Below are 18,931 nucleotides of genomic sequence, written 5' to 3' on the forward strand. Positions count from 1 at the left end.
CGCGCTGTGCGTCCGAACGTCCGTGACGTCCTCGGTCGTGACGGGCTCGAGTTCCTCGAAGGCGGTGAACGCGTCGAGGAGACCGTATCCTTGCTCGTCGTCGTCGAATCCGATATCCTCGGCGGTCTCGCGGAGCACGGCCCGGGCGCCGCCGGGATCGTCGACGTCGTCCGTGTCTTCGGCGTTGGGAAGCCCCTGGCTCATCAGCTTCGCGCCGATCGCCGCAACGTGTGGCGTCGACATGGACGTTCCCTCGAGATAGACGTACTCGTCGTCTGGCATCGTCGACAGCACGTCTTCGCCTGGGGCCACGAGTTCGATTCCCTCACCCCGTGCCGACCAGCTCGGAACCGCGTCGCGTTCGTCCGTCGATCCGACGGCGATGCACTCGTCGTAGCCGGCAGGGTAGTCGATACCGCCAACGGACCCGTCGTTGCCGGCCGCAGCAACGATGAGCACCCCGTTGTCGTAGGCGTATCGCAGGGCGTCCTCGAGCACCTGCGCCTCGTCGCTGCCGCCGAGGCTCAGGTTGATCACGTCGATCTCGTTGTCCGCGCACCACTCGATGGCGGCGGCGATGTCCGAGTCGTAGCCGGAGCCGTCGCCCGCGAGGACCTTGAGGGCGCAGAGACCGACCGCTGGAGCGGCCCCGACGACGCCTCTGCCGTTGTCCAACGCGGCGACGGTCCCCGCACAGTGGGTCCCGTGGCCAGTTTCGTCGTCCCACGCCGTCGCACAGACGTCCTCGTCGCACTCGATGAACGCCTCGCCGTCGGCCACCTCGAGACTCTCGTGTTCGGGGTCGATTCCGGAGTCGAGGATCGCGACCGTCGCGCCGGATCCCGCGCTGTCACTTCCGTGGAAGTCCGTCGCACCGATCCGTTCGACGCCCCAGGGCGTCCGCTGCTCGTCGACCAGATCCACGCTCTCGGAGGCGTCGACGGTAGCGACGGACTGCCGGCGGACGTAATCTCGCTCGACGTACCGAACGTCCGAGCGCTCCTTGAGCGCTCGACGAGCGTCGTCGTCGAAGTCACCGACGATGGCGCTCCCGGCCGGGGACCGGTCCAGCGATCGGTACAGCCGCGACGCGGTCCGAGAGACGCTGGCGGTCGACGTTCCCGGCTCGAGTCCGACCACGTACCGGTCACCGCCCGGTTCGTCGTCGGGCTCGGGATCGGACGCGGCTGCCGTGGTGATGCCGAGCGCACCGACGAGCCCGGCGCCGACCGACCCCAGCGCGGATCGCCGCGTGAACCCGCGCTCGAGGAGGAGCGTCGAAAAAAGGAGTGAAAGGGAGAGCATCGAACCCAGCGTCGTTCGAAGCCACCTCACCCCCGCGAGTTCGGTTGCGCTCGTCCGCGAGCGGGTCCACGCAGTGTGCCGGTCGATACAATCCGCCGTTCGCGCAGTTCCGCAGCGCTTCGAGCGGTCCGGTGAAGAATCTTCGTCGATCGGGTGGGATCGTCCCTGTTCGGTCATATCGTTCTCCGGACGAGGGGTCAGCCGGCGACCGAGAAAACGACTGGTGCTACGTGGATAGCCGGCCGGGAGAGCCGTGTCTATTCGAATAGCGACTCGAATTATATGCGGCGACCGATCGCCCACGGCGGGGTGTCGACGACCCGGACGAGGGGCCCTGCACACGGAGACGGGGCGTCGACGGTCTCCGAACGCTGAAATTGACTAATTCCGGCACCAGGGCGGCGAGCGCGTCCGTCTAACGTACATCGGCCGAGGGTGGTACTGGACGTTGGCTTCGCCGTTTTCCATTTCTACCCCCTCTCTACGGGCGTGTGTGCCGTTTCGCCCGTCGACTCGTCAATCGAACTCGAGGATCGACCGGCGAATCCGCCCACTGAACAGTGGTAGCTCCTATGAACAGTACGACGCCGTCACGCGATTCTCCATCGACAGACGAGCCGATCCGGGTCCTCTTCGTCGACGCGAAGGAGGGGACTGCTCGAGCGGTACGACCCGTGTTCGAGGGCGAGTTCGGTATCGACCTCACGGTCGCGTCCGGCTCCGACGTCTCTCGCTCGCTCGAGTCGGTCGACTGCGTCGTCGGCGAGATTCGGCCGTCGGGACTCGAGTATGTAGACGTCGTGAGAGCGGTCCGTAAACAGGTCCCCGAACTCCCCTGTATTGCGTTCTCAGCGGTCCGTGACTTCGATCTCGTCGACGCGGCGCTGTCGGCCGGGGCGACGGATTTTCTGCGGGCGGACTCGGACGACGCCGGCTACTGGCTGCTCGCGTCGCGGATCGTAACCTCGGTCGAGCGCCACGAACCGACCGCGGCCGCCGATCGTACCAGGGGAGCCGAGCGACCGACGCCTGCGGTCGACGTCCACGCCGGCAGTAGCCTTCTGGATGACTCCCTAACGCTCGTCGCCGTTAGCTCGAGTTACGCCGAACTACACGGATACGATCCGGCGGAGTTAACGGGAGCGTCGTGGGAGATCGCGTTCCTGAGCGATGCAGCGGACTCGCTCTCGGCGCTCGAGCAGCGCGCCAGATCTCGTGGAAGTGCGGCCGACGAACTCCCGGCGCGTCGCCGCGGCGGAAGTTCGTTTTCCGCGCTCGTCTCGCTCACTGCGGGGACGGACGACCGGTACGTCTGCACCGTCTTCGACCGCGGCGAGCGCGTCGACGGCGCGTCCGCCAGTCGCGACCCCGGCGCCGTTGGCCCGGAGCGCGAGATCGCACGCCTCGAGGCGGCGGCTTCGATTTCGTCGACGGACGAGTCGGACTCGATAGCGGACCGCTATACGCTCGCACTGGAGGCGATCGAATCAGGAACCGAATCGATGGCCGGCGCGTGCTACCAGTACGACGAATCGACCGAAACACTCCGCCGACGAGCGGCGACGTCACGCTTCGACGGAATCGCTACGACGCTGCCGCTCGACGAGTCGACACCCGCCTGGAACGCGTTCGTCGATCGTGAGCCGATACCCGTCGCCGCGCTCTTGCCTCGGCCGTCCGATCCCGTCCGAGAGCCGACTGCGGCCCGCGGTCTCGTCGTCCCGACCGGCGCTCACGGCGTTCTCGTCGCCGGCGCGCCCGAGGGGGCGCGACCGACGTCGTTCGACCACGCGTTCGTCCGCCTCGTCGGTGTCGTTCTCGGAACGGCGTTGGACCGCGTCGAGCTCCGGCGGCGACGAATCGACTGCGAGCGTCGACTCGAGACCGCGACCGGTTCGGCGACCCGACTCGAGGAACGCCTCGAACTCGTTCGCTCGATCGCACGGGTAATCGGACGGACGTGGACGCGAGACGAACTCGAACACCGAATCTGTGAACGGATCGCCTCGGCCGATCGCTACGCGTTCGCCCGGATCGCCGCGTTGGACGAGACCGGTGACGACGTCTGCGACCGAGCGTGGGCGGGAACCGAACGAGGATACCTCGAACGTCTCGACTCGGACGTTCGCTCGCTCGTCGAACGCGACGAACCGATGGCGTGTGCGATCCGGACCCTCGAACCGTGCTCTCGCCGACGCTTGCTGACGGAGCCGATCGACGAACCGTGGCGCCAGAACGCCATTTCTCACGGCTACCGCTCCGTCGTCGCCGTCCCGCTGATTTTCCGCGAACGGTCGTACGGCGGGCTGGCGGTCTACAGCGAACGGGCGAGTGCGTTCGACGACGCGGAACGCCGGCTGTTCGCGGAGTTCGGCCACTGGATCGCACACGCGATCCACGCGATCGAAGCGCGGTCGTCGCTCGTCGGCCACGGCGGCGTCGAACTCGAGTTTCGCGTTCTCGACCGAGGGATTCAGTTCCTCGAGTGGGCGCGGGAAACGGGATGTTCGTTCGAGTTCGAGACGGTCGTCTCGCGGCCTGATGGATCGATCCGCGGTTTTTTCACGATCGAGGGGACGACGGCCGAAACGATTCTCGAACTCGCCGGGCGATCGCCCTCGGTGACCGAGACGCGACTCCTCACGAAACGCGAGGGCAAGCACCTGTTCGAGTGTACGCTCAGCGAGGACAGCGTCGTCGGCCGCCTGCTCGAGTACGGCGTCGTCCCGAAGTCGATCTCGGCGTCGGAAGCCGCGGGCCGACTCGTCGTCGTCCTTTCCGACGAGACGACCGTCAGGGAGTTCGTCGACTTCTTCACTCGGCTGTATCCGGACTCGACGCTCGTCCGCCGACAGGACCGCGAGTTCGTCGAGCGACCCGGCTACGGGTTGCGCTCGGAACTCGAGAACTCGCTGACGGCGAAACAGCTCGAGGCCCTCGAGACGGCGTTCGTGAGTGGGTACTTCGAGATTCCTCGGGAAACGACCGGCGAAACGATCGCCGAGGGACTCGGAATCACGCAGCCGACGTTCAACAACCACCTCCGCGTCGCACAGCGGAAACTGTTGGCGATAGTATTCACCGACTCGCCGGAGCGCTCTTCCTGATCTGGATCTGATGAGAACGGAGATTGGACTCGAGTGAGGGCCGAACGCCGCTGGACAAGGACATAGGGTTGCCGGGATCCAACCACATAGGCAGACAACTCTCGACAGAGCGCGGCGAAAGTCGATATATCGGAGCGAGTGGCCGCGTTCGGGGTTCGAACGGCGCGGTCGCCCGCTCCGTAGCGTGTCGACCGTCGCTACCGCGACCGTGGCTATCGCGACGTGTCTTCGCTGCGAATCCTCTCGAGCGAACGACGTGCTGCGAACGGTCCCGCGTGAGCGACACTGGCCGACTCCCCGCGAGAATCGTTCGGGGGAGTCGAACCGCGGCGAAAACGAGACTACCAATGACGTCACACATCAAACTCTACGGATCGAAAAGCGATCGGTTCGAGGAGATCAAAACCAGTATGGAACAGCAACTCGGCTACGAGCCGTCGAACCCGGAGGTCGTCGGACTCATCATGGCCGCTTACGAGACCGACGAAACCAACGCTCTGCGGGTCGACAATGCGCTCGTGTGATCGTTGTGGGAGCGTTCTCTCTCGGTCGTACGTGCGCGTCTTCGGCGACAACGACGACGGAGTAAATGGCTGTCTGTACTGTCTGGAGACGCTCCAGCAACCGGCGCAACTGCACACTCGTAGCCACTGATCACCAGCGTCCGCCCGATCGCGCGAGAAGGTGCGGTTCGGAGCGAGGGCGATTGCCGCTCGTCGCACGAACCGCTTCCCACCCGACTCACCGCAACTGCCAGCTCTCGCGTCGATCCTCCCCCCACGCGGCGAAATCGAACACCCAGTACAGCTCCTCGCGTCCCTCCTCGAGCTGGTAGGCGATTTTCCCGTCGTGTTCCTCACCGTCCGCGACCGTCACGCCGTCTATCACCTCGAGCGCTCGCAAGACGCCGGGTGCTTCCGCGTGGAGACGGCCGAACTCGTCTTTGAGTTCGATCTGCTCGGTCGAAAGCGTCCGGTCGCGTCCGCTCCCGTTCTCGACGGTCACCCCGACGGCGACGATTTCGTGTCCCTCGTCGGACTGCATGAACCCGCCGAGGTTGTTCCCGTGCTCGAGCGTCGAAACCGTGACTTCGATCCCGCCGTGTTCGACCCCCTGAGCGAACCGCAACACGTCGTCAACGGTCGACTCGAGTCGCGCGCTCGCACCCGTCTCACCGTTCGACTCGAGATCGACGACGGCCGTCGTCTCGTCGGTCAGCGACTCGAGTTCGAGGACGAGGCCGTCGGCGGATTCCTCGACTTCGGCGACCAGGTCGCCGCGAACGAGTTCGCCCGGTGCGAGGCGGCGCTCGGTGGGATCGAGCGCCACGATTTCGGGTTCCGTGACACGCTCGATCGGATCGCCGTCGCCGTCGTCCGCGCGAAGGCGAACCGTCACCGCCTCCGCGACGTCGACGATCCCCTCGTCGTCGGCGTGGCGCACCGCGAGGTCGGTGACGGCGAACGCGTCACCCTCGTCCGCCTCGAGGTCGTCCTCGGGTTCCGGTCCCGCATCTACGTTCTCGACAAGAGTCGAGTCGGCGACGACGAACTGCAGGTCCGCTAGATCGATGCGGTCCCCGATCTCGAACGGAGGCGTCGATCCGTCCGCGCCGTTCGACTCCCTCGACTCGGCTCTCCCAGCCGACGCTTCGGCACCGTCGTTCGAGGACTCGGTATCTCCGTCGCCGAGACAGCCGGCGACGACCGTCGCGCCCGCGATCAGCGTGAGATACGTCCGGCGATCGATGCGATCCATAGTCGATATCCGTCGCCTCACGGCAAGTACAGTGGGTGAAAAACGGCTCCGGATAGAGAAGTCGAATCCGGTTCTCGCGCCTCTGGCCGGTTTTTCGCCGGCGGTGACCCGATTCTTCGACCACCGTTCATACTCTCGGCCGACTTGCTCTCCACGAGCGAGATGACGACACACTGCCCCTACTGCGGGGATCGAGTCCCCGACGAGAGCTACGAGGATCACCTCCGGCGGACGCACACGGACGAACTCACGCGAATCGACGCCCGACGAGTAGGAACGCTGGCCGACGAACCGACGCGCCGGCGTCCGGTGATCGTCGTCGGTATCGGCGTCATTGTCGTGGTCTTCGCACTCGGATACGGCGTCCTCTTCTTCGGCGACGACACCGCCACCAGTTCGGCGGCCGTCCAGCCGGATCCGACGAGCCAGATCCACGAGCACGGAACGATCTCCGTCCAGTACGACGGGGCGGCGGTCGAGTTCAACGATCCGCAGTTCATCGAGGCCGACGACTGTTTCCACTTTCACGCGGCCGACGACGCCGCGGTGTGGCACGCTCACTGCGAGGATGTGACGATCGAGTACGCGCTGGAAACTCTCGGCATGGAACTCACCGCCGAACGGTTCGTGATCGACGACGCGGCGTACGCCGAGGCGGACGGCGACGAAATCAGCGTGACCGTCGACGGCGACGCCGTCGATCCACAGACCTACGTTCTCGAGGGCGTCGAATCGGTCGCAGACGCACGCGGCGGATCGGGCGACGACATCGAGGTCGTCGTCGAATCGGGAGGCTGATACGAACGTCGATCCGTCTGTCCACGGTGCGCTCACGGGGTCGGTTGGCAGCTATTCGGCACGGTCTTTCACCGATGCTATACGACCCTTCCCGACGTGTAGTCCAGTATAATGACGAATCGAGAGTACTCGCTGTGTATCAACTGTGGGACCGACTACGAACGAGAAAACGCGTACCACGGCTACTACTGTGTCAACTGCCGTCCGGGGCCCGGAGAACGACACGGGGCGGACGGGTATCGTAGCCACTGATACGGTTTGCTGTAACGAGTTACCGGCCCGACCGCAGGTCGGCTCGCGGTCGGGCCGGAAACGACTTACGGTAATCCGCATGAAACAGTTACACACTGATCACAGCGCTGTCTGGCGGTCAGGTGTGCGTCGGTTTTCGGTGGCTGCTATCGCGGCTCCTCACGGACGGAATTCGCGAATCCGACTGCGCGCATTCGCGGCGGTTCTTCCCCACCCTTCGTCGTCTCCTTTTGAGTGCGACGGCCGAACGTCTCGGTATCTATAGTCGCCGCTGACCGCTACCGCACATCGGGTCACGGGTTGGGATCGGTGTGTGAACCGTTTCAGTGGCTGCTATAGCGCGCTATCCGTGGTGAACGGACGGCTGAAATACACAATGGGCGAGCACACATGACAAACCAAGTTGGTGTTTTCGCGTTGGTCGCGATTCTGGTGTTAGGCGGCGTCGTTGCGGCGACCGGGTCCGTCAGCGACGGGACCGACCAGACCGTCCTCTACACCCTGGACGACGAGCGATGTGACGTGAGCGAACACCTCGACGAAACGGTCGATCTCACGAACGAGATCGACGAGAGCGAGAGTCAGAGCGAGCGCGAACGTGACCGAGCGAATAACGACCACCGCGAAACCGAACACGACCGCGACGTCAGCGAGCGCGACAGCGAGCGCGACCGCTCGAGCGCGGTCGACGAACGCGACCGTGATGCCAGCGAACACGACAGCGAACACGACAGCGAGTACGAGCGCGACGGCAGCGAGTCCGAAGTAACCGACCGCGACGAACAGCGCGACTCGAGCAGCGAGCGCGACGCGAGCGACGTCGACGAGCGCGAACTCGATGACACGGACGTCGAGGTCGACGAGCGCGAACGCGACAGCGAACGCGACGTTAGCGAGTCGGACGTCACCGAATCGGACGCCGACAGCACGCACAGCGAACGCGACTCGGCGGTCATCGATGGCACGGTCGACGAACGCGAGTCGGGTACGAGCGAACACGCGAGCGACGCCGACGAGACCGAACGTACCGACGACGAGCGTGCGAGCGACCGCAGCGAGCGCGACGTCGACGCCGACGACGCGGCGCGGGACGCGAGCGAGAACGAGACGAGCAGTGCCGAGACGAGCGAGAACGAGACCGCGTCGGACGAACGCGACCTCGAGGAAGCGACCGTGGACGCGAGCGAGCGCGATCGCAGCGAGCGCGACGTCGACGAGCGCGACGCCGAGCGCGAGGCCAGCGAGAGCGCCGAGAGCGAGGCCGCCGACTCGGCCACGGAGTCCGAGCGGATCGACGCGGACCGCTTCGACCGCGGCGACGAGGGCACCGCTGACGTCGACGAGAGCGAACGCGCTGATGACGAGCGCGACGCCGAAAGCGAGACGGCGGACGCGAGCGAGCGCACCGACGGCGAGCAGACGAGCGAGACGAACGAATCGGATCGGGACGAGAGCGAGCGCGACCGCAGCGAGCGCGACCGATCCGAGAGTGATCGCAGCGACGTCGACGCCGAGACGTTCCGTGGAGAGACCGCCGACTCGACCCTCGAGGAGCGCGAACAGACCCGCCAGGGAAGCGAACGCGACGTCGAGGACCGCGACCGTGACGCGAGCAGCACCGAACGCGAAAGTTCCCGCAGCGACTTCGACGGCGAGGCCTTCGAGACCGAGCGCAGCGAAGCTGATAGCGAGCAGCGAGACGGCGTCCTCGAGACGACCGATGCCGACAGCGAGTCCAGCGAGCGCGACCGAACCGATCGCGGCAGCGACACCGATCGCACCTCAAGCGAGCGCGACGGGAGTCAGTACTTCGACGAGCGCGACGAGCACGATCGCGACCGCAGCGAGTCGACCGCGTCCGAACGCGACACCCAGAGCGAGCGCGATACCGGGACGGACGAACGGACGGACACCGATACCGAGCGCGAGCGCAGCAGCGACCGGTCCAGCGAGCGCGACGAAAGCGAACGCGATCGCAGCGAACGCGACGACGAGCGCGAACGCGACAGCCAGCGCGACGAAAGCGAACGCGACCGGTCCCTCGAGACGCGCGACAGCGACCGCAGCGAGTCCGACACCGACAGCGAGAGCGAGCGGACGGAGACCGAACGGGACCAGTCCGAACGCGAGCAGACGACCGATTCGGACTGTGAAACGATCTCGGAACGGCTGATCGTCACCGGCGACAGCCCCGCAGAACTCGAGCGAAAGGGAGTCATCACCGAGAACGACGACGGCTCCTTCGACGTCGACGTCAGCAAACTCGAGTGAGCCGTCGGCCGGTCGGACCGCGGGCCGAACCCCCGCGACTGCCAGTTTTTTGACGGTGTCCGTTTTGTGACTCGGGCCGACGTGGCACCGTCCGGCTCCCGCCCCGTTCGTGGGCCGATCGACCCCGTCGGACCCGATCCGTACCGGCTCTCCCCGTCCCTTCGTCTCGAGTTCTTAACGCCGCCGAGCCAAGGGTGCAGTGACCTACGGGATAGGTTCGAGAGAGTATGAGTCAGAAATTACTAATCCTCACAGTGATCGGTCTGGTGATGCTGTCCGGAGCCGTCGGCGCAAGCGGGTTGGCGGGCGCGAGTTCCGGCGTCAGCATGCACGTAGACGATCGGTGTGACGAAGGCGAGACGGCCGACGACAGCACGTCCTCGTCGACCGACGAGGAAGAGAGCGAACGAGACAGCAGCAGCGAGCGGGACCGGTCCAGTAGCGACACTCGAGAGAGTTCGAGCGATTCCGAACTGACCGAGAGCGACAGTTCGAGCGATAGTTCGGACGACACAGAGGAACGGTCGGTCGACCGGAGTGACCGCGACAGTTCGAGCGAGAGCGAAACGGATCGCGACGGCAGTTCCTTCGAAGAGAACGACCGCGACGAACAGCGCGACTCGAGCAGCGAGCGCGACGTCAGCACGGTCGACGAGAGCGACCGCAACGAGAGTCACAGTGAAATCGACGACGCCGACGTCCAGACCGACGAGGACGAAAGCGACCTCGACCGCGACGTCAGCGAGCGCGAGGACACCGCGAGTGACCGAGACAGCACGCTCAGCGAGAGCGACTCGAGCGCCAGCGACAGCGGCGCGGACGAGAGCGAACGGAGTGCCAGCGACAGGTCGGTCGACACCGACGAACGCGACAGCAGCACCGACGAGAGCGAGCACGACCGCAGCGAGAGCGACGTCGACCACGACGACTCTGACGTCGACGTGAGCGAACGCGACTCGAGCGCGCTCGACGAGAGCGACAGCCAACACGAGTCCGACGAGAGCGACGCGGACGAGCGCACCGCCGATCAGAGCGAGCGCGACGTCAGCGAGCACGACCGCGACGAGAACGAGAGCGACCGCGACAGTAGCGAAAGCGACGAGAGCGAGCACGAACAGAGCGATAGCGAGTCCGAACACGACGAACGCGACTCCAGTGACCGCGGCGAGAACGACCGCGACACCTTCGACAGAATCGACAGCGACAGCGACAGCGAGGAAAGCGAGTACGAACAGAGCGACAGCGAGGAAAGCGAGAGCGACCGGAGCGTAAGCGAGAGCGCGTTCGACGAATCCGAGCGCGACGAAAGCGAGAGCGACTTCGCTCAGAGCGATCGGACCAGTTCCGACAGCGAGAGCGACCGAAGCAAGAGCGACGACTCCGAGCGCGACGCGAGCCAGAGCGACCGTCACGGCTCCGAGCACACGCTCGACGAGAGCGACCGCGACGCGAGTAGCACCGACAGCGACCGAACCCACAGCGAGACCGAACAGAACCAGAACGAAAGCGACAGCAGCGAAACGCAGAGCGACCAACAAGACAGTAGCCTAGACCGCTCCGACAACGACAGCGAGGAGCGTAGCAGCGCATCCGACGAGAGCGAGACCTCGACCGACCGCACCTACAGCGAGAACGACCAGAGTACGCACACCGACGAGAGTGACGCGAGCGAGAGCGACCGCAGCGAGCGCAGCGAGTCCGAACTCGACACCGATAGCGAGAGCGACGCTGGCACCGACACCGTCGAACACACCGACGTCGAACGCGAGTCCAGCAGCGATCAGGACACCGAATCCGACCTGAGTGAGAGCGAGCGCAGCGAGCGCAGCGACGATAGCCAGAGCGAACACAGCCTCGACCAGCGCGACAGCGAGAGTGACGTCGACCAGCGCGACAGCAGCCGCAGCGACTCCGAAACCGACTCCGAGCGCGACAGCATCGAGCACTCGAGCGACGAGAGCACCTTCGAAGAGTCCTACGACTCCAACTGCGGCCACGACGATTCGAACTCGAGCGATGACGACGCCGACGACTCCGACCGCACGGAGCGATCCGGCCTCACCTCGAGCATCGGCTCTGCCGTCGGGAACCTCGTGTCCGCCGTGTTCGGCTGACGAACGAGTGGCGATCCCGTTCACTTTTTTGCCGCACCGTCGGCGACCGATAGCCGACGCCACGGACAGGATTCGAGGCGCCGACGTCCGACCGTCGCGGGCGATACCGCTTCACCGACCCTCGGTGCGGCCCGGCTGAAACCAGGCGACGCTCCCGGGCTACTCGAGTTCGCGGAATCGAACCGTTTCCGTTTCGGTATCGACGACCGCGACCGACCGATCGGCTGCCGACCGCGGGAGCACGTGCGCGCCGGGGTTGAGCACCGTCGTCCGTCCCTCTTCCGACAGTTCGCGCTCGTGGTGGTGGCCGTAGCAGACGAAATCGAACGTCTCGCCGGCGGCGATCGCTTCGACCTCCTCGAGGCTCTCGCCGTGGAGGGCGGCGAAGGAGAGGCCGTCGAACTCGAGGCTGGCGAAGCGGCCGTGGAGTTCGCTCTCGCCGCCCAGCGCGTCGAACCTCGACTGGAGGGTGGCGACGTCGCCGTCGTTGTTTCCGAGGACGCCGTGGAGTTCGAACTCGCCGAAGTAATCGACCATCAGCGGCGCGACGAAATCGCCGCAGTGGACGACGATCTCGATGCCCTCGTCGGCGAAGATTTCGGTTGCGCGTTCGATCGCCTCGAGGTTGTCGTGGGTGTCTGAGATGATACCGATGTTCATACGCTTACACGCGACTGGAATCCACTAATTCGTTCGGGATGCGACCCGTTCGATCACGACAACGCGGTCACGTCGACGACGCGGAAGTACTCGTTCGCGCCCAATCGTTGCGTCTCCGAACGGAAGTGCTGGGTGCAGTAGTGCCAGTACACCACGCGATCGCCCGCGCTGTGTTTGACGCTGATCCGGTAGCTCGCTCGCCGACGACAGGGGCGGCTGCTCTCACACCCGGACATACGCACGACGTCACGATCCGTCGGAGAATAGGCGACACGTTCGATGGCGGGCCGCATATACGAACCCCATACCCATATCGGGCGTACCGATTCGGGTTCGCCCGGTCAGTCTCGAGACGGATCCGGTTCCGGACTCGTCACGAACTCGAGTAACTCGTCGGCGTCCGTTTCTAGCCCCTGTCGGGAGAAGAAATTCGCGACGTTCTCGCAGTCTCGCTCGAGGAAGTCGCGGCTGTTGGGGTGGTGGACGGTGACGGCCTGGCCGACGTCGATGATCACCAGCTGTCCCTCGTCGAAGACGACGTTGTACTCGCTCAGGTCGCCGTGGATAATCCCCGCCGAGTAGAGCCGGCGCATGTACTCGCGCATGACCTCGTAGGCGGTCTCGGGGTTCTCGATGTGGACCTCGCCGAGTCGCCGGGCGCGCCCCTCCTCGTTGCCGATGTACTCCATCACGAGGACGTTTCGCTCGGCGGCGATCGGTTCGGGGACCCGGACGCCCGCAGCTTTCGCCCGCGCCAGGTTCGCGAGTTCCTTTTTCGTCCAGGCGAGGACGACGTCTTTCTTCTTGCCGCCCAGTCCCTCGAAGCGCGGATCGCCCTCGAGGTAGTCGCGCATCTGCCGGAAGTTCGAGGCGTTGATCCGGTAGACCTTCACGGCGACCTCGCGACCGTCGCCCTGTGCGTGGTAGACGTTGGCTTCCTTGCCAGTCGAGAGCGGGCCGCCGAAGGCTTCGACGTAGCCGTCCTGGACGAGCTTGTACAGCGCCGCCAAGGTCGCGTCGTCGAACACCGACTGCTCGACCTTGAACTGGTCGGCGTCCTTGATGCGCTCCTCGAACTGTTCGAACTTCCGGTCGCGCTTGCGGGCGATCCGATCGGCTTCGGTGTCGGTGACGTCGATCTCTTCCCACTCGTCGCCGGGCGTTTCCGCTTCCTCGAGGTCGACGAGTCCGTATTTTCCCTCTCCCATCTACTACTCTCTACTCGGCCCGACGGGTAAAGTACTGGGTCTCGAGGGGGAGGGAAGGAAAGAGAAGGGAGGTGGGGGTGTAGTGGCGCGAGGCGAGACGACACCGAGCGACCGCCGACGCGAGGCGAGCGCGTCAAGTGCCTCGAGTTCCTGACCTCGATAATGAGCGACACCGATTCTCGAGGCCCCCTGCAGCCGGACCGTCCGGACGTCGACCGGCCGTTCGACGTCGACGCACCCTTCGATCCCGCGGGCGACCAGCCCGAGGCGATCGAGCAGTTGGCCGACGGGTTCCAGCGGGGTCTGGACGAGCAGACGCTGCTGGGCGTGACGGGATCGGGCAAGACCAACACCGTCTCCTGGATGATCGAGGAGGTCCAGAAGCCGACGCTGGTCATCGCCCACAACAAGACGCTCGCCGCGCAGCTCTACGAGGAGTTTCGGAATCTCTTTCCCGACAACGCCGTCGAGTACTTCGTCTCCTACTACGACTACTACCAGCCCGAGGCCTACGTCGAACAAAGCGACACCTACATCGACAAGGACGCCTCGATTAACGACGAGATCGACCGGCTTCGCCACTCCGCGACCCGCTCGCTGCTGACCCGCGAGGACGTCATCGTCGTCGCCTCCGTCTCGGCCATCTACGGGCTGGGTGACCCGCGCAACTACGTCGACATGTCGCTGCGACTCGAGGTCGGCGAGGAGATCGGCCGCGACGAACTCCTCAAGCGACTGGTCGATCTGAACTACGAGCGCAACGACGTCGACTTCACGCAGGGCACCTTCCGCGTCCGGGGCGACACGGTCGAAATCTACCCGATGTACGGCCGCTACGCCGTCCGCGTCGAACTCTGGGGCGACGAGATCGACCGCATGATCAAGGTCGATCCCCTCGAGGGCACGACCCAGGGCGAGCAGCGGGCCGTCCTCGTCCACCCGGCGGAGCACTACTCCATCCCGGAGACGAAACTCGAGAACGCGATGGACGAGATTCGGGACGATCTGGACTCCCGAATTTCGTACTTCGAGCGCAAGGGCGACATGATCGCCGCCCAGCGCATCGAGGAGCGAACGTCGTTCGACCTCGAGATGATGCAGGAGACCGGCTACTGTTCGGGCATCGAGAACTACTCCGTCTACCTCTCGGATCGGGAGTCGGGCGAAGCCCCCTACACCTTGCTCGATTACTTCCCCGACGACTTCCTGACAGTGGTCGACGAGTCCCACGTGACCCTCCCGCAGATCCGCGGCCAGTACGCCGGCGACAAGTCCCGGAAGGACTCGCTGGTCGAGAACGGCTTCCGCCTCCCGACCGCGTACGACAACCGCCCGCTCACGTTCGAGGAGTTCGAGGAGAAGACGAACCAGTTGCTGTACGTCTCGGCGACGCCGGGCGATTACGAGCGCGAGGAGAGCGACCAGATCGTCGAACAGATCGTTCGCCCGACCCACCTCGTCGACCCCGAGATCGAGGTTTCGCCGGCCAGCGGCCAGATCGACGACCTGCTGGATCGCATCGACGACCGCATCGAACGCGACGAACGAACGCTCGTCACCACCCTCACCAAGCGGATGGCCGAGGACCTCACCGAGTACTTAGAGGAGTCCGGCGTCGACGTCGCCTACATGCACGACGAGACGGACACGCTCGAGCGCCACGAGATCATCCGTTCCCTTCGGTTAGGAGAGATCGACGTGCTGGTCGGCATCAACCTCCTGCGGGAGGGGCTCGACATCCCCGAGGTCTCGCTGGTCGCCATTCTCGACGCCGACCAGGAGGGCTTTCTCCGCTCCGAGACGACGCTCGTCCAGACGATGGGCCGTGCGGCCCGGAACGTCAACGGCGAGGTCGTCCTCTACGCCGACGACCCCTCGAACGCGATGGAGTCGGCCATCGAAGAAACGCAGCGCCGCCGGCGCATCCAACAGGAGTTCAACGAGGAGCACGGCTACGAACCGACGACGATCGAAAAGGAGGTCGGCGAGACCAACCTCCCCGGCAGCAAGACCGACACGACGCAGGTCTCCGGGCGCGAACTCGAGGACGAGGACGAAGCCGCCCGCTACATCGACGAGCTCGAGGATCGGATGGACGAGGCGGCGAGCAACCTCGAGTTCGAACTGGCGGCCGACATCCGCGACCGCATCCGGGAGGTCCGCGAGGAGTTCGACTTCGAAACCGAAGACGACGGGATCGCGCCGCCGACCGAGGAGTTCTGAGCGGCTGTTTCGACTACGCTAACTCGAGCGTGTAGACGACCTCTCTGCGCTCCTCGCCGCCCATCTCGACCGATCCCTCGCCGGTCCGCTCGAATCCCTGTTTCTCGTAGAACTCCTGTCCGCCCTCGTTGGAGGCGAGGTCGATCGCTCGCATCTGCCTCATGTTGAAGTCCTGTAAGTCCTCACAGAGCCGCTCGTGCAGCGCCGTGCCGATCCCCTCGCCCTGATGGTCGGGGTGGACGGACATCCGCAACACGTCACCCTCGGCCTCGCTGACGACGCCGTGGGTGAAGCCGACGATTTCGTCGCCCCGCTCGGCGATCAGGAACGCCGTTCCCGGCTCCGAGAGCGCCCGTTCGAGTCGCTCGTCGCCGTACCAGTCGTCGACGGTCTCGTCGATCGTCTCGGCGTCGAGTTCGTCGTAGGTGTCGTGCCAGGTCTCGCGGGCGACGGTGCGGATCTCCTCGCGATCCTCGAGTGCGGCCGGTCGCAGTTCGATCTCCGTGTCCATAGCGCGCGCTACACTTTCGAGTGCTAAAGTGGTATCACCCGACTGTGGAGGTGTCGGCCGATCGAGACGGACGGTCCGTTCTCGGAATCGGCGGTCGTCCGAATCGCCGTGAGACAGACGCGAACGTAGTAAACCGGCCACGCCCGACTACGGGTCGGTACCGACCGCGACCGTCGACTTCCTCGAGCCGTCACGGTGGACGCGACGAAACGCAACGAAACGGACGCCTCAGAGTTCGAGCGTGTAAACCGCCTCGTCGTAGGTCGAGCCCTCGATGGTGACTTCGCCGGTGTCGGTCTGTTCGAAGCCCAGCCCCTCGTAGAAGCGTCGGCTGGCGTCGTTGAACGCGAAGTCGAACGATCGGATCCGGTCGACGTCGTAGGCCTCGAGTTGCTCGACCAGTCGCTCGTGGAGGTCGGTGCCGACGCCCTCGCCCTGCGCGTCGGGTTCGACGTACATCCGAAGAATATCGGCGGTGTCTCCCTGCGCGACGGCGTGGGTGAAGCCGACAATCTCGCCGCGTTCGTCTTCGACGACGAGCACGACCGTCCCCGGCGCCTCGAGGGGCATCGAGTCGTCGGTGTACCAGTCGTCGACGGTCCGATCGATCAGTTCCTCGTCGAGTTCGTCGTAGGTGTCGTGCCAGGTCACCCGGGCGACGGCTTTGATCGCGTCGAAATCGTCGTCGTCGGCTGGTCGAATGTTCATACCCCTACTTGAAAGGGGTGGCATAAAGTGACTTCGACCACGGTATCTGCTGACAAATATTGCGCGTTCGCACTTTGAGGGTACTCAAGGGTTCTAAATGGAGTGAAATGTACTAAAGTGGCGTGCTGGGTCGGCACCGTCCTGAACCGCAGCGGTCCGCCCGAAAGCGCTCACTCCCGAACGTCGAAGCCGCGGTCGCGAAGCAGTTCCGGAACTCGATCCCGGTGGTCGCCTTGCAGTTCGATTCGTCCCTCGTCGACCGTTCCTCCCGTCCCCATCGAACTTTTCAGATCCGACGCGATCGACTTCACCTCGGACTGCTCGAGGTCGAACCCGTCGATAATCGTGACGGGTTTGTCGTAGCGTCGGCTCTCGGTGCGGATCGACAACACCTGCTGTGACGTCTCGAGGTCGCCCTGACTGTCGAGTTCCTCGAGGAGGTCCTCGAGTTCGTCATCGCCTGACATAGATGACCCTAGCACGTTACGGGACATAGCCCTGTCCCTGCCATGGCAACGGGGTCTGATATGATCGATACTCTGGTAGTGACGAATCATGTCTCTTCGACGCGACGAGGATTCGGCTCAGTCGTCATCGACGGACTCGGTCGTCGTTCCGGCCGTCCCGGTCCCGAGCACCGAGAGCTGTCTGCGGTCGCTCTCCGCGGCGGGCGTCCGCACGATCGTCGTTTCCGACGATCGGACCGCGCCGTCGTTCGCTTCGGCATACTGCGACGAGGCCGTCCTCGTTCCGGACCCGGAGACGGCGCTCGAGGGGTACGCCGAGGCGTTGCTCGCGCTCGCTCGCCGCGAGGACGTCCGGACGATCGTCCCAGTCCGCGAGGAGGACGCCTTCGTCCTCTCGCGGTATCGCGAGGAGTTCGCCGAGCACGTCGCGACGCCGTGGCCGGATCCGGAGTCGCTTCGGTCCGTCCACGACCGGGTTCGACTCGCCGAGGCCGCAGAACGGGCCGGCGTCCCGGTCCCGGAGACGCGCCCGCTCTCGACCGTCGACGACTGGGACTCGGACTCGATCGTCAAGACGCGGTACAACCTCCTCGTCGACGAGTACGTCGACGGCGTCCCGTCGAACCGGGTCGAGCGGAACAAGACGGTCGAACACGTCTCCGCCGGATCGGACCCCGACGTCGACGCGCTTCGCGAGTCGTTCGGTCACGACCCCATCGCTCAGGAGTTCGTCCCGATCGACGAGGAGTACATGATCGGCGCGCTCTACGACCACGGCGAGGCCGTCGCGACCTTCCAGCACCGCCAGCTTCGGGGCTCATCGTACACCGGCGGCGGGGGCGTCTACCGCGAGGCGACGGCGATCCCGGAACTCGAGGACGCCGCCGTCGCGCTGCTCGACGAACTCGAGTGGCACGGCCTCGCCTGCATCGAGTACATGCGCCACCCCGAGACCGGCGAGTTCTACCTCTGCGAGATCAACCCCCGAATGTGGACCTCGCTCGCGGCGAACGTCCGGATGGGGGCCGACTTTCCGGCCTATTACTGGCAACTGGCGACGGACCGCGCCGACGAAATCGACGACAGCTACGACGTCGGCGCCGGCAGCCACTACGTCAAAGGCGAGTTGCTGTACCTCTCGAGTCTCTTCCGCAAGGATTCCGATCTCGTCGACAGGCCGTCGCTGCCCGAGACGCTCCGCGAAATGGCCGCCTCCTGGTACAGACACCCGACGAGCGACACCTTCCAGCGCGACGACCCGTGGCCGTTCGTCCAGAGCTACCTGATGGCCCTCGATCGTGCTTCGGCGTCGCTTCCGGCGCCGCTCGACGGCCTCGAGCCGTCCGCGCTCGGCCGTTGGCTCAGCGGAGCGACGGAGCCGGTTCACTGGCGCGAGGCCGCCGGTTCGGCGCCTGCTGCTGATCGAACGCGTGGTATCGTCACTGAACCGCCACCGTAGCCGTCAGCGGATAGTTTCTCTGGAAACAGATGTGAAAATCGCGGTACGCACAGGAGATGTAGCCTCCAATCCGATTGCTAAGGTGCTGAC

General features: G+C 65.2%; 17 protein-coding genes. 9 read left to right on the top strand and 8 right to left on the bottom strand.

The window, feature by feature from the left end:
• Nucleotides 1–1,482 (bottom strand): S8 family peptidase (locus C493_RS12095; protein ID WP_007259727.1); only part of this gene is annotated, 1,482 nt, incomplete at its 3' end.
• A 395-nt stretch (nucleotides 1,483–1,877) separates the two neighbouring features.
• Here C493_RS12095 and C493_RS12100 point away from each other — a divergent pair.
• The 3 genes from C493_RS12100 to C493_RS24290 all read left to right on the top strand — a co-directional run bounded on the left by C493_RS12100 (nucleotide 1,878) and on the right by C493_RS24290 (nucleotide 5,066).
• Complete coding sequence (locus C493_RS12100; protein WP_007259728.1) at nucleotides 1,878–4,412, top strand: bacterio-opsin activator domain-containing protein; 2,535 nt, start codon at nucleotides 1,878–1,880, stop codon at nucleotides 4,410–4,412.
• A 347-nt stretch (nucleotides 4,413–4,759) separates the two neighbouring features.
• Nucleotides 4,760–4,936, top strand: a complete 177-nt coding sequence (locus C493_RS23445; RefSeq protein WP_162832294.1) for a hypothetical protein — start codon at nucleotides 4,760–4,762, stop codon at nucleotides 4,934–4,936.
• The gene (locus C493_RS24290) at nucleotides 4,923–5,066 is read left to right on the top strand and encodes a DUF7563 family protein (RefSeq protein WP_449289428.1); all 144 of its coding nucleotides are present in this window, start codon (nucleotides 4,923–4,925) and stop codon (nucleotides 5,064–5,066) included. The genes C493_RS23445 and C493_RS24290 overlap by 14 nt, the downstream gene beginning before the upstream one ends.
• An 87-nt stretch (nucleotides 5,067–5,153) precedes the next feature.
• Here C493_RS24290 and C493_RS12105 read toward each other — a convergent pair whose 3' ends face one another.
• Nucleotides 5,154–6,170 (bottom strand): DUF4352 domain-containing protein, encoded by a 1,017-nt coding sequence (locus tag C493_RS12105; protein ID WP_007259729.1) that lies wholly within the window; start codon nucleotides 6,168–6,170, stop codon nucleotides 5,154–5,156.
• Between the two features lie 162 nt (nucleotides 6,171–6,332).
• Between C493_RS12105 and C493_RS12110 the strand changes: the two genes are divergently transcribed.
• The 4 genes from C493_RS12110 to C493_RS12120 all read left to right on the top strand — a co-directional run bounded on the left by C493_RS12110 (nucleotide 6,333) and on the right by C493_RS12120 (nucleotide 11,605).
• Nucleotides 6,333–6,968, top strand: a complete 636-nt coding sequence (locus C493_RS12110) for a hypothetical protein (protein WP_007259730.1) — start codon at nucleotides 6,333–6,335, stop codon at nucleotides 6,966–6,968.
• A gap of 111 nt (nucleotides 6,969–7,079) precedes the next feature.
• The gene (locus C493_RS24295; RefSeq protein ID WP_449289429.1) at nucleotides 7,080–7,220 is read left to right on the top strand and encodes a DUF7564 family protein; all 141 of its coding nucleotides are present in this window, start codon (nucleotides 7,080–7,082) and stop codon (nucleotides 7,218–7,220) included.
• Between the two features lie 390 nt (nucleotides 7,221–7,610).
• Nucleotides 7,611–9,491, top strand: a complete 1,881-nt coding sequence (locus C493_RS12115; protein ID WP_049889337.1) for a hypothetical protein — start codon at nucleotides 7,611–7,613, stop codon at nucleotides 9,489–9,491.
• Between the two features lie 227 nt (nucleotides 9,492–9,718).
• On the top strand, nucleotides 9,719–11,605 hold the full coding sequence (locus C493_RS12120; protein WP_049889338.1) for a hypothetical protein: 1,887 nt from the start codon (nucleotides 9,719–9,721) through the stop codon (nucleotides 11,603–11,605).
• A gap of 159 nt (nucleotides 11,606–11,764) precedes the next feature.
• Here C493_RS12120 and C493_RS12125 read toward each other — a convergent pair whose 3' ends face one another.
• From C493_RS12125 to rio1, 3 genes are all read right to left on the bottom strand, one after another.
• A complete protein-coding gene (locus tag C493_RS12125) occupies nucleotides 11,765–12,265 on the bottom strand; it encodes a metallophosphoesterase family protein (RefSeq protein ID WP_007259733.1) in 501 nt (166 codons plus the stop codon).
• Nucleotides 12,266–12,318: 53 nt separating this feature from the next.
• The gene (locus tag C493_RS12130) at nucleotides 12,319–12,501 is read right to left on the bottom strand and encodes a hypothetical protein (RefSeq protein WP_152421155.1); all 183 of its coding nucleotides are present in this window, start codon (nucleotides 12,499–12,501) and stop codon (nucleotides 12,319–12,321) included.
• Nucleotides 12,502–12,606: 105 nt separating this feature from the next.
• Entirely contained in the window at nucleotides 12,607–13,473 is an 867-nt protein-coding gene (gene rio1 / locus C493_RS12135) for a serine/threonine-protein kinase Rio1 (protein ID WP_007259735.1), read from the bottom strand.
• A gap of 162 nt (nucleotides 13,474–13,635) precedes the next feature.
• Between rio1 and uvrB the strand changes: the two genes are divergently transcribed.
• Nucleotides 13,636–15,696, top strand: coding sequence for an excinuclease ABC subunit UvrB (gene uvrB / locus C493_RS12140; protein ID WP_007259736.1), 2,061 nt, complete (start codon nucleotides 13,636–13,638; stop codon nucleotides 15,694–15,696).
• A 13-nt stretch (nucleotides 15,697–15,709) separates the two neighbouring features.
• On the opposite strand, the gene C493_RS12145 is transcribed toward uvrB, so the two are convergent.
• The 3 genes from C493_RS12145 to C493_RS12155 all read right to left on the bottom strand — a co-directional run bounded on the left by C493_RS12145 (nucleotide 15,710) and on the right by C493_RS12155 (nucleotide 17,382).
• On the bottom strand, nucleotides 15,710–16,195 hold the full coding sequence (locus C493_RS12145) for a GNAT family N-acetyltransferase (RefSeq protein WP_049889340.1): 486 nt from the start codon (nucleotides 16,193–16,195) through the stop codon (nucleotides 15,710–15,712).
• A 240-nt stretch (nucleotides 16,196–16,435) separates the two neighbouring features.
• Nucleotides 16,436–16,915 (bottom strand): GNAT family N-acetyltransferase, encoded by a 480-nt coding sequence (locus C493_RS12150; RefSeq protein WP_007259738.1) that lies wholly within the window; start codon nucleotides 16,913–16,915, stop codon nucleotides 16,436–16,438.
• 170 nt (nucleotides 16,916–17,085) lie between these two features.
• Nucleotides 17,086–17,382 carry an SUI1 family translation initiation factor gene (locus C493_RS12155; RefSeq protein WP_007259739.1) on the bottom strand — a complete coding sequence of 99 codons (297 nt, stop codon included), beginning with the start codon at nucleotides 17,380–17,382 and terminating at the stop codon, nucleotides 17,086–17,088.
• A gap of 88 nt (nucleotides 17,383–17,470) precedes the next feature.
• Here C493_RS12155 and C493_RS12160 point away from each other — a divergent pair, with 88 nt between their 5' ends.
• Nucleotides 17,471–18,841, top strand: a complete 1,371-nt coding sequence (locus C493_RS12160; protein ID WP_007259740.1) for a carboxylate--amine ligase — start codon at nucleotides 17,471–17,473, stop codon at nucleotides 18,839–18,841.
• The last annotated feature ends 90 nt before the right edge of the window (nucleotides 18,842–18,931 follow it).

Origin of the sequence: Natronolimnohabitans innermongolicus JCM 12255, assembly GCF_000337215.1 — an archaeon.
GTDB lineage: Archaea > Halobacteriota > Halobacteria > Halobacteriales > Natrialbaceae > Natronolimnohabitans > Natronolimnohabitans innermongolicus.

Bases quoted from the DNA above. Each gene is read 5' to 3' on its own strand.
- C493_RS12100 (WP_007259728.1), top strand. From the start codon at position 1,878: ATGAACAGTACGACGCCGTCACGCGATTCTCCATCGACAGACGAGCCG.
- C493_RS23445 (WP_162832294.1), top strand. From the start codon at position 4,760: ATGACGTCACACATCAAACTCTACGGATCGAAAAGCGATCGGTTCGAG.
- C493_RS24290 (WP_449289428.1), top strand. From the start codon at position 4,923: ATGCGCTCGTGTGATCGTTGTGGGAGCGTTCTCTCTCGGTCGTACGTG.
- C493_RS12105 (WP_007259729.1), bottom strand. From the start codon at position 6,170: ATGGATCGCATCGATCGCCGGACGTATCTCACGCTGATCGCGGGCGCG.
- C493_RS12110 (WP_007259730.1), top strand. From the start codon at position 6,333: ATGACGACACACTGCCCCTACTGCGGGGATCGAGTCCCCGACGAGAGC.
- C493_RS24295 (WP_449289429.1), top strand. From the start codon at position 7,080: ATGACGAATCGAGAGTACTCGCTGTGTATCAACTGTGGGACCGACTAC.
- C493_RS12115 (WP_049889337.1), top strand. From the start codon at position 7,611: ATGACAAACCAAGTTGGTGTTTTCGCGTTGGTCGCGATTCTGGTGTTA.
- C493_RS12120 (WP_049889338.1), top strand. From the start codon at position 9,719: ATGAGTCAGAAATTACTAATCCTCACAGTGATCGGTCTGGTGATGCTG.
- C493_RS12125 (WP_007259733.1), bottom strand. From the start codon at position 12,265: ATGAACATCGGTATCATCTCAGACACCCACGACAACCTCGAGGCGATC.
- C493_RS12130 (WP_152421155.1), bottom strand. From the start codon at position 12,501: ATGTCCGGGTGTGAGAGCAGCCGCCCCTGTCGTCGGCGAGCGAGCTAC.
- rio1 (WP_007259735.1), bottom strand. From the start codon at position 13,473: ATGGGAGAGGGAAAATACGGACTCGTCGACCTCGAGGAAGCGGAAACG.
- uvrB (WP_007259736.1), top strand. From the start codon at position 13,636: ATGAGCGACACCGATTCTCGAGGCCCCCTGCAGCCGGACCGTCCGGAC.
- C493_RS12150 (WP_007259738.1), bottom strand. From the start codon at position 16,915: ATGAACATTCGACCAGCCGACGACGACGATTTCGACGCGATCAAAGCC.
- C493_RS12155 (WP_007259739.1), bottom strand. From the start codon at position 17,382: ATGTCAGGCGATGACGAACTCGAGGACCTCCTCGAGGAACTCGACAGT.
- C493_RS12160 (WP_007259740.1), top strand. From the start codon at position 17,471: ATGTCTCTTCGACGCGACGAGGATTCGGCTCAGTCGTCATCGACGGAC.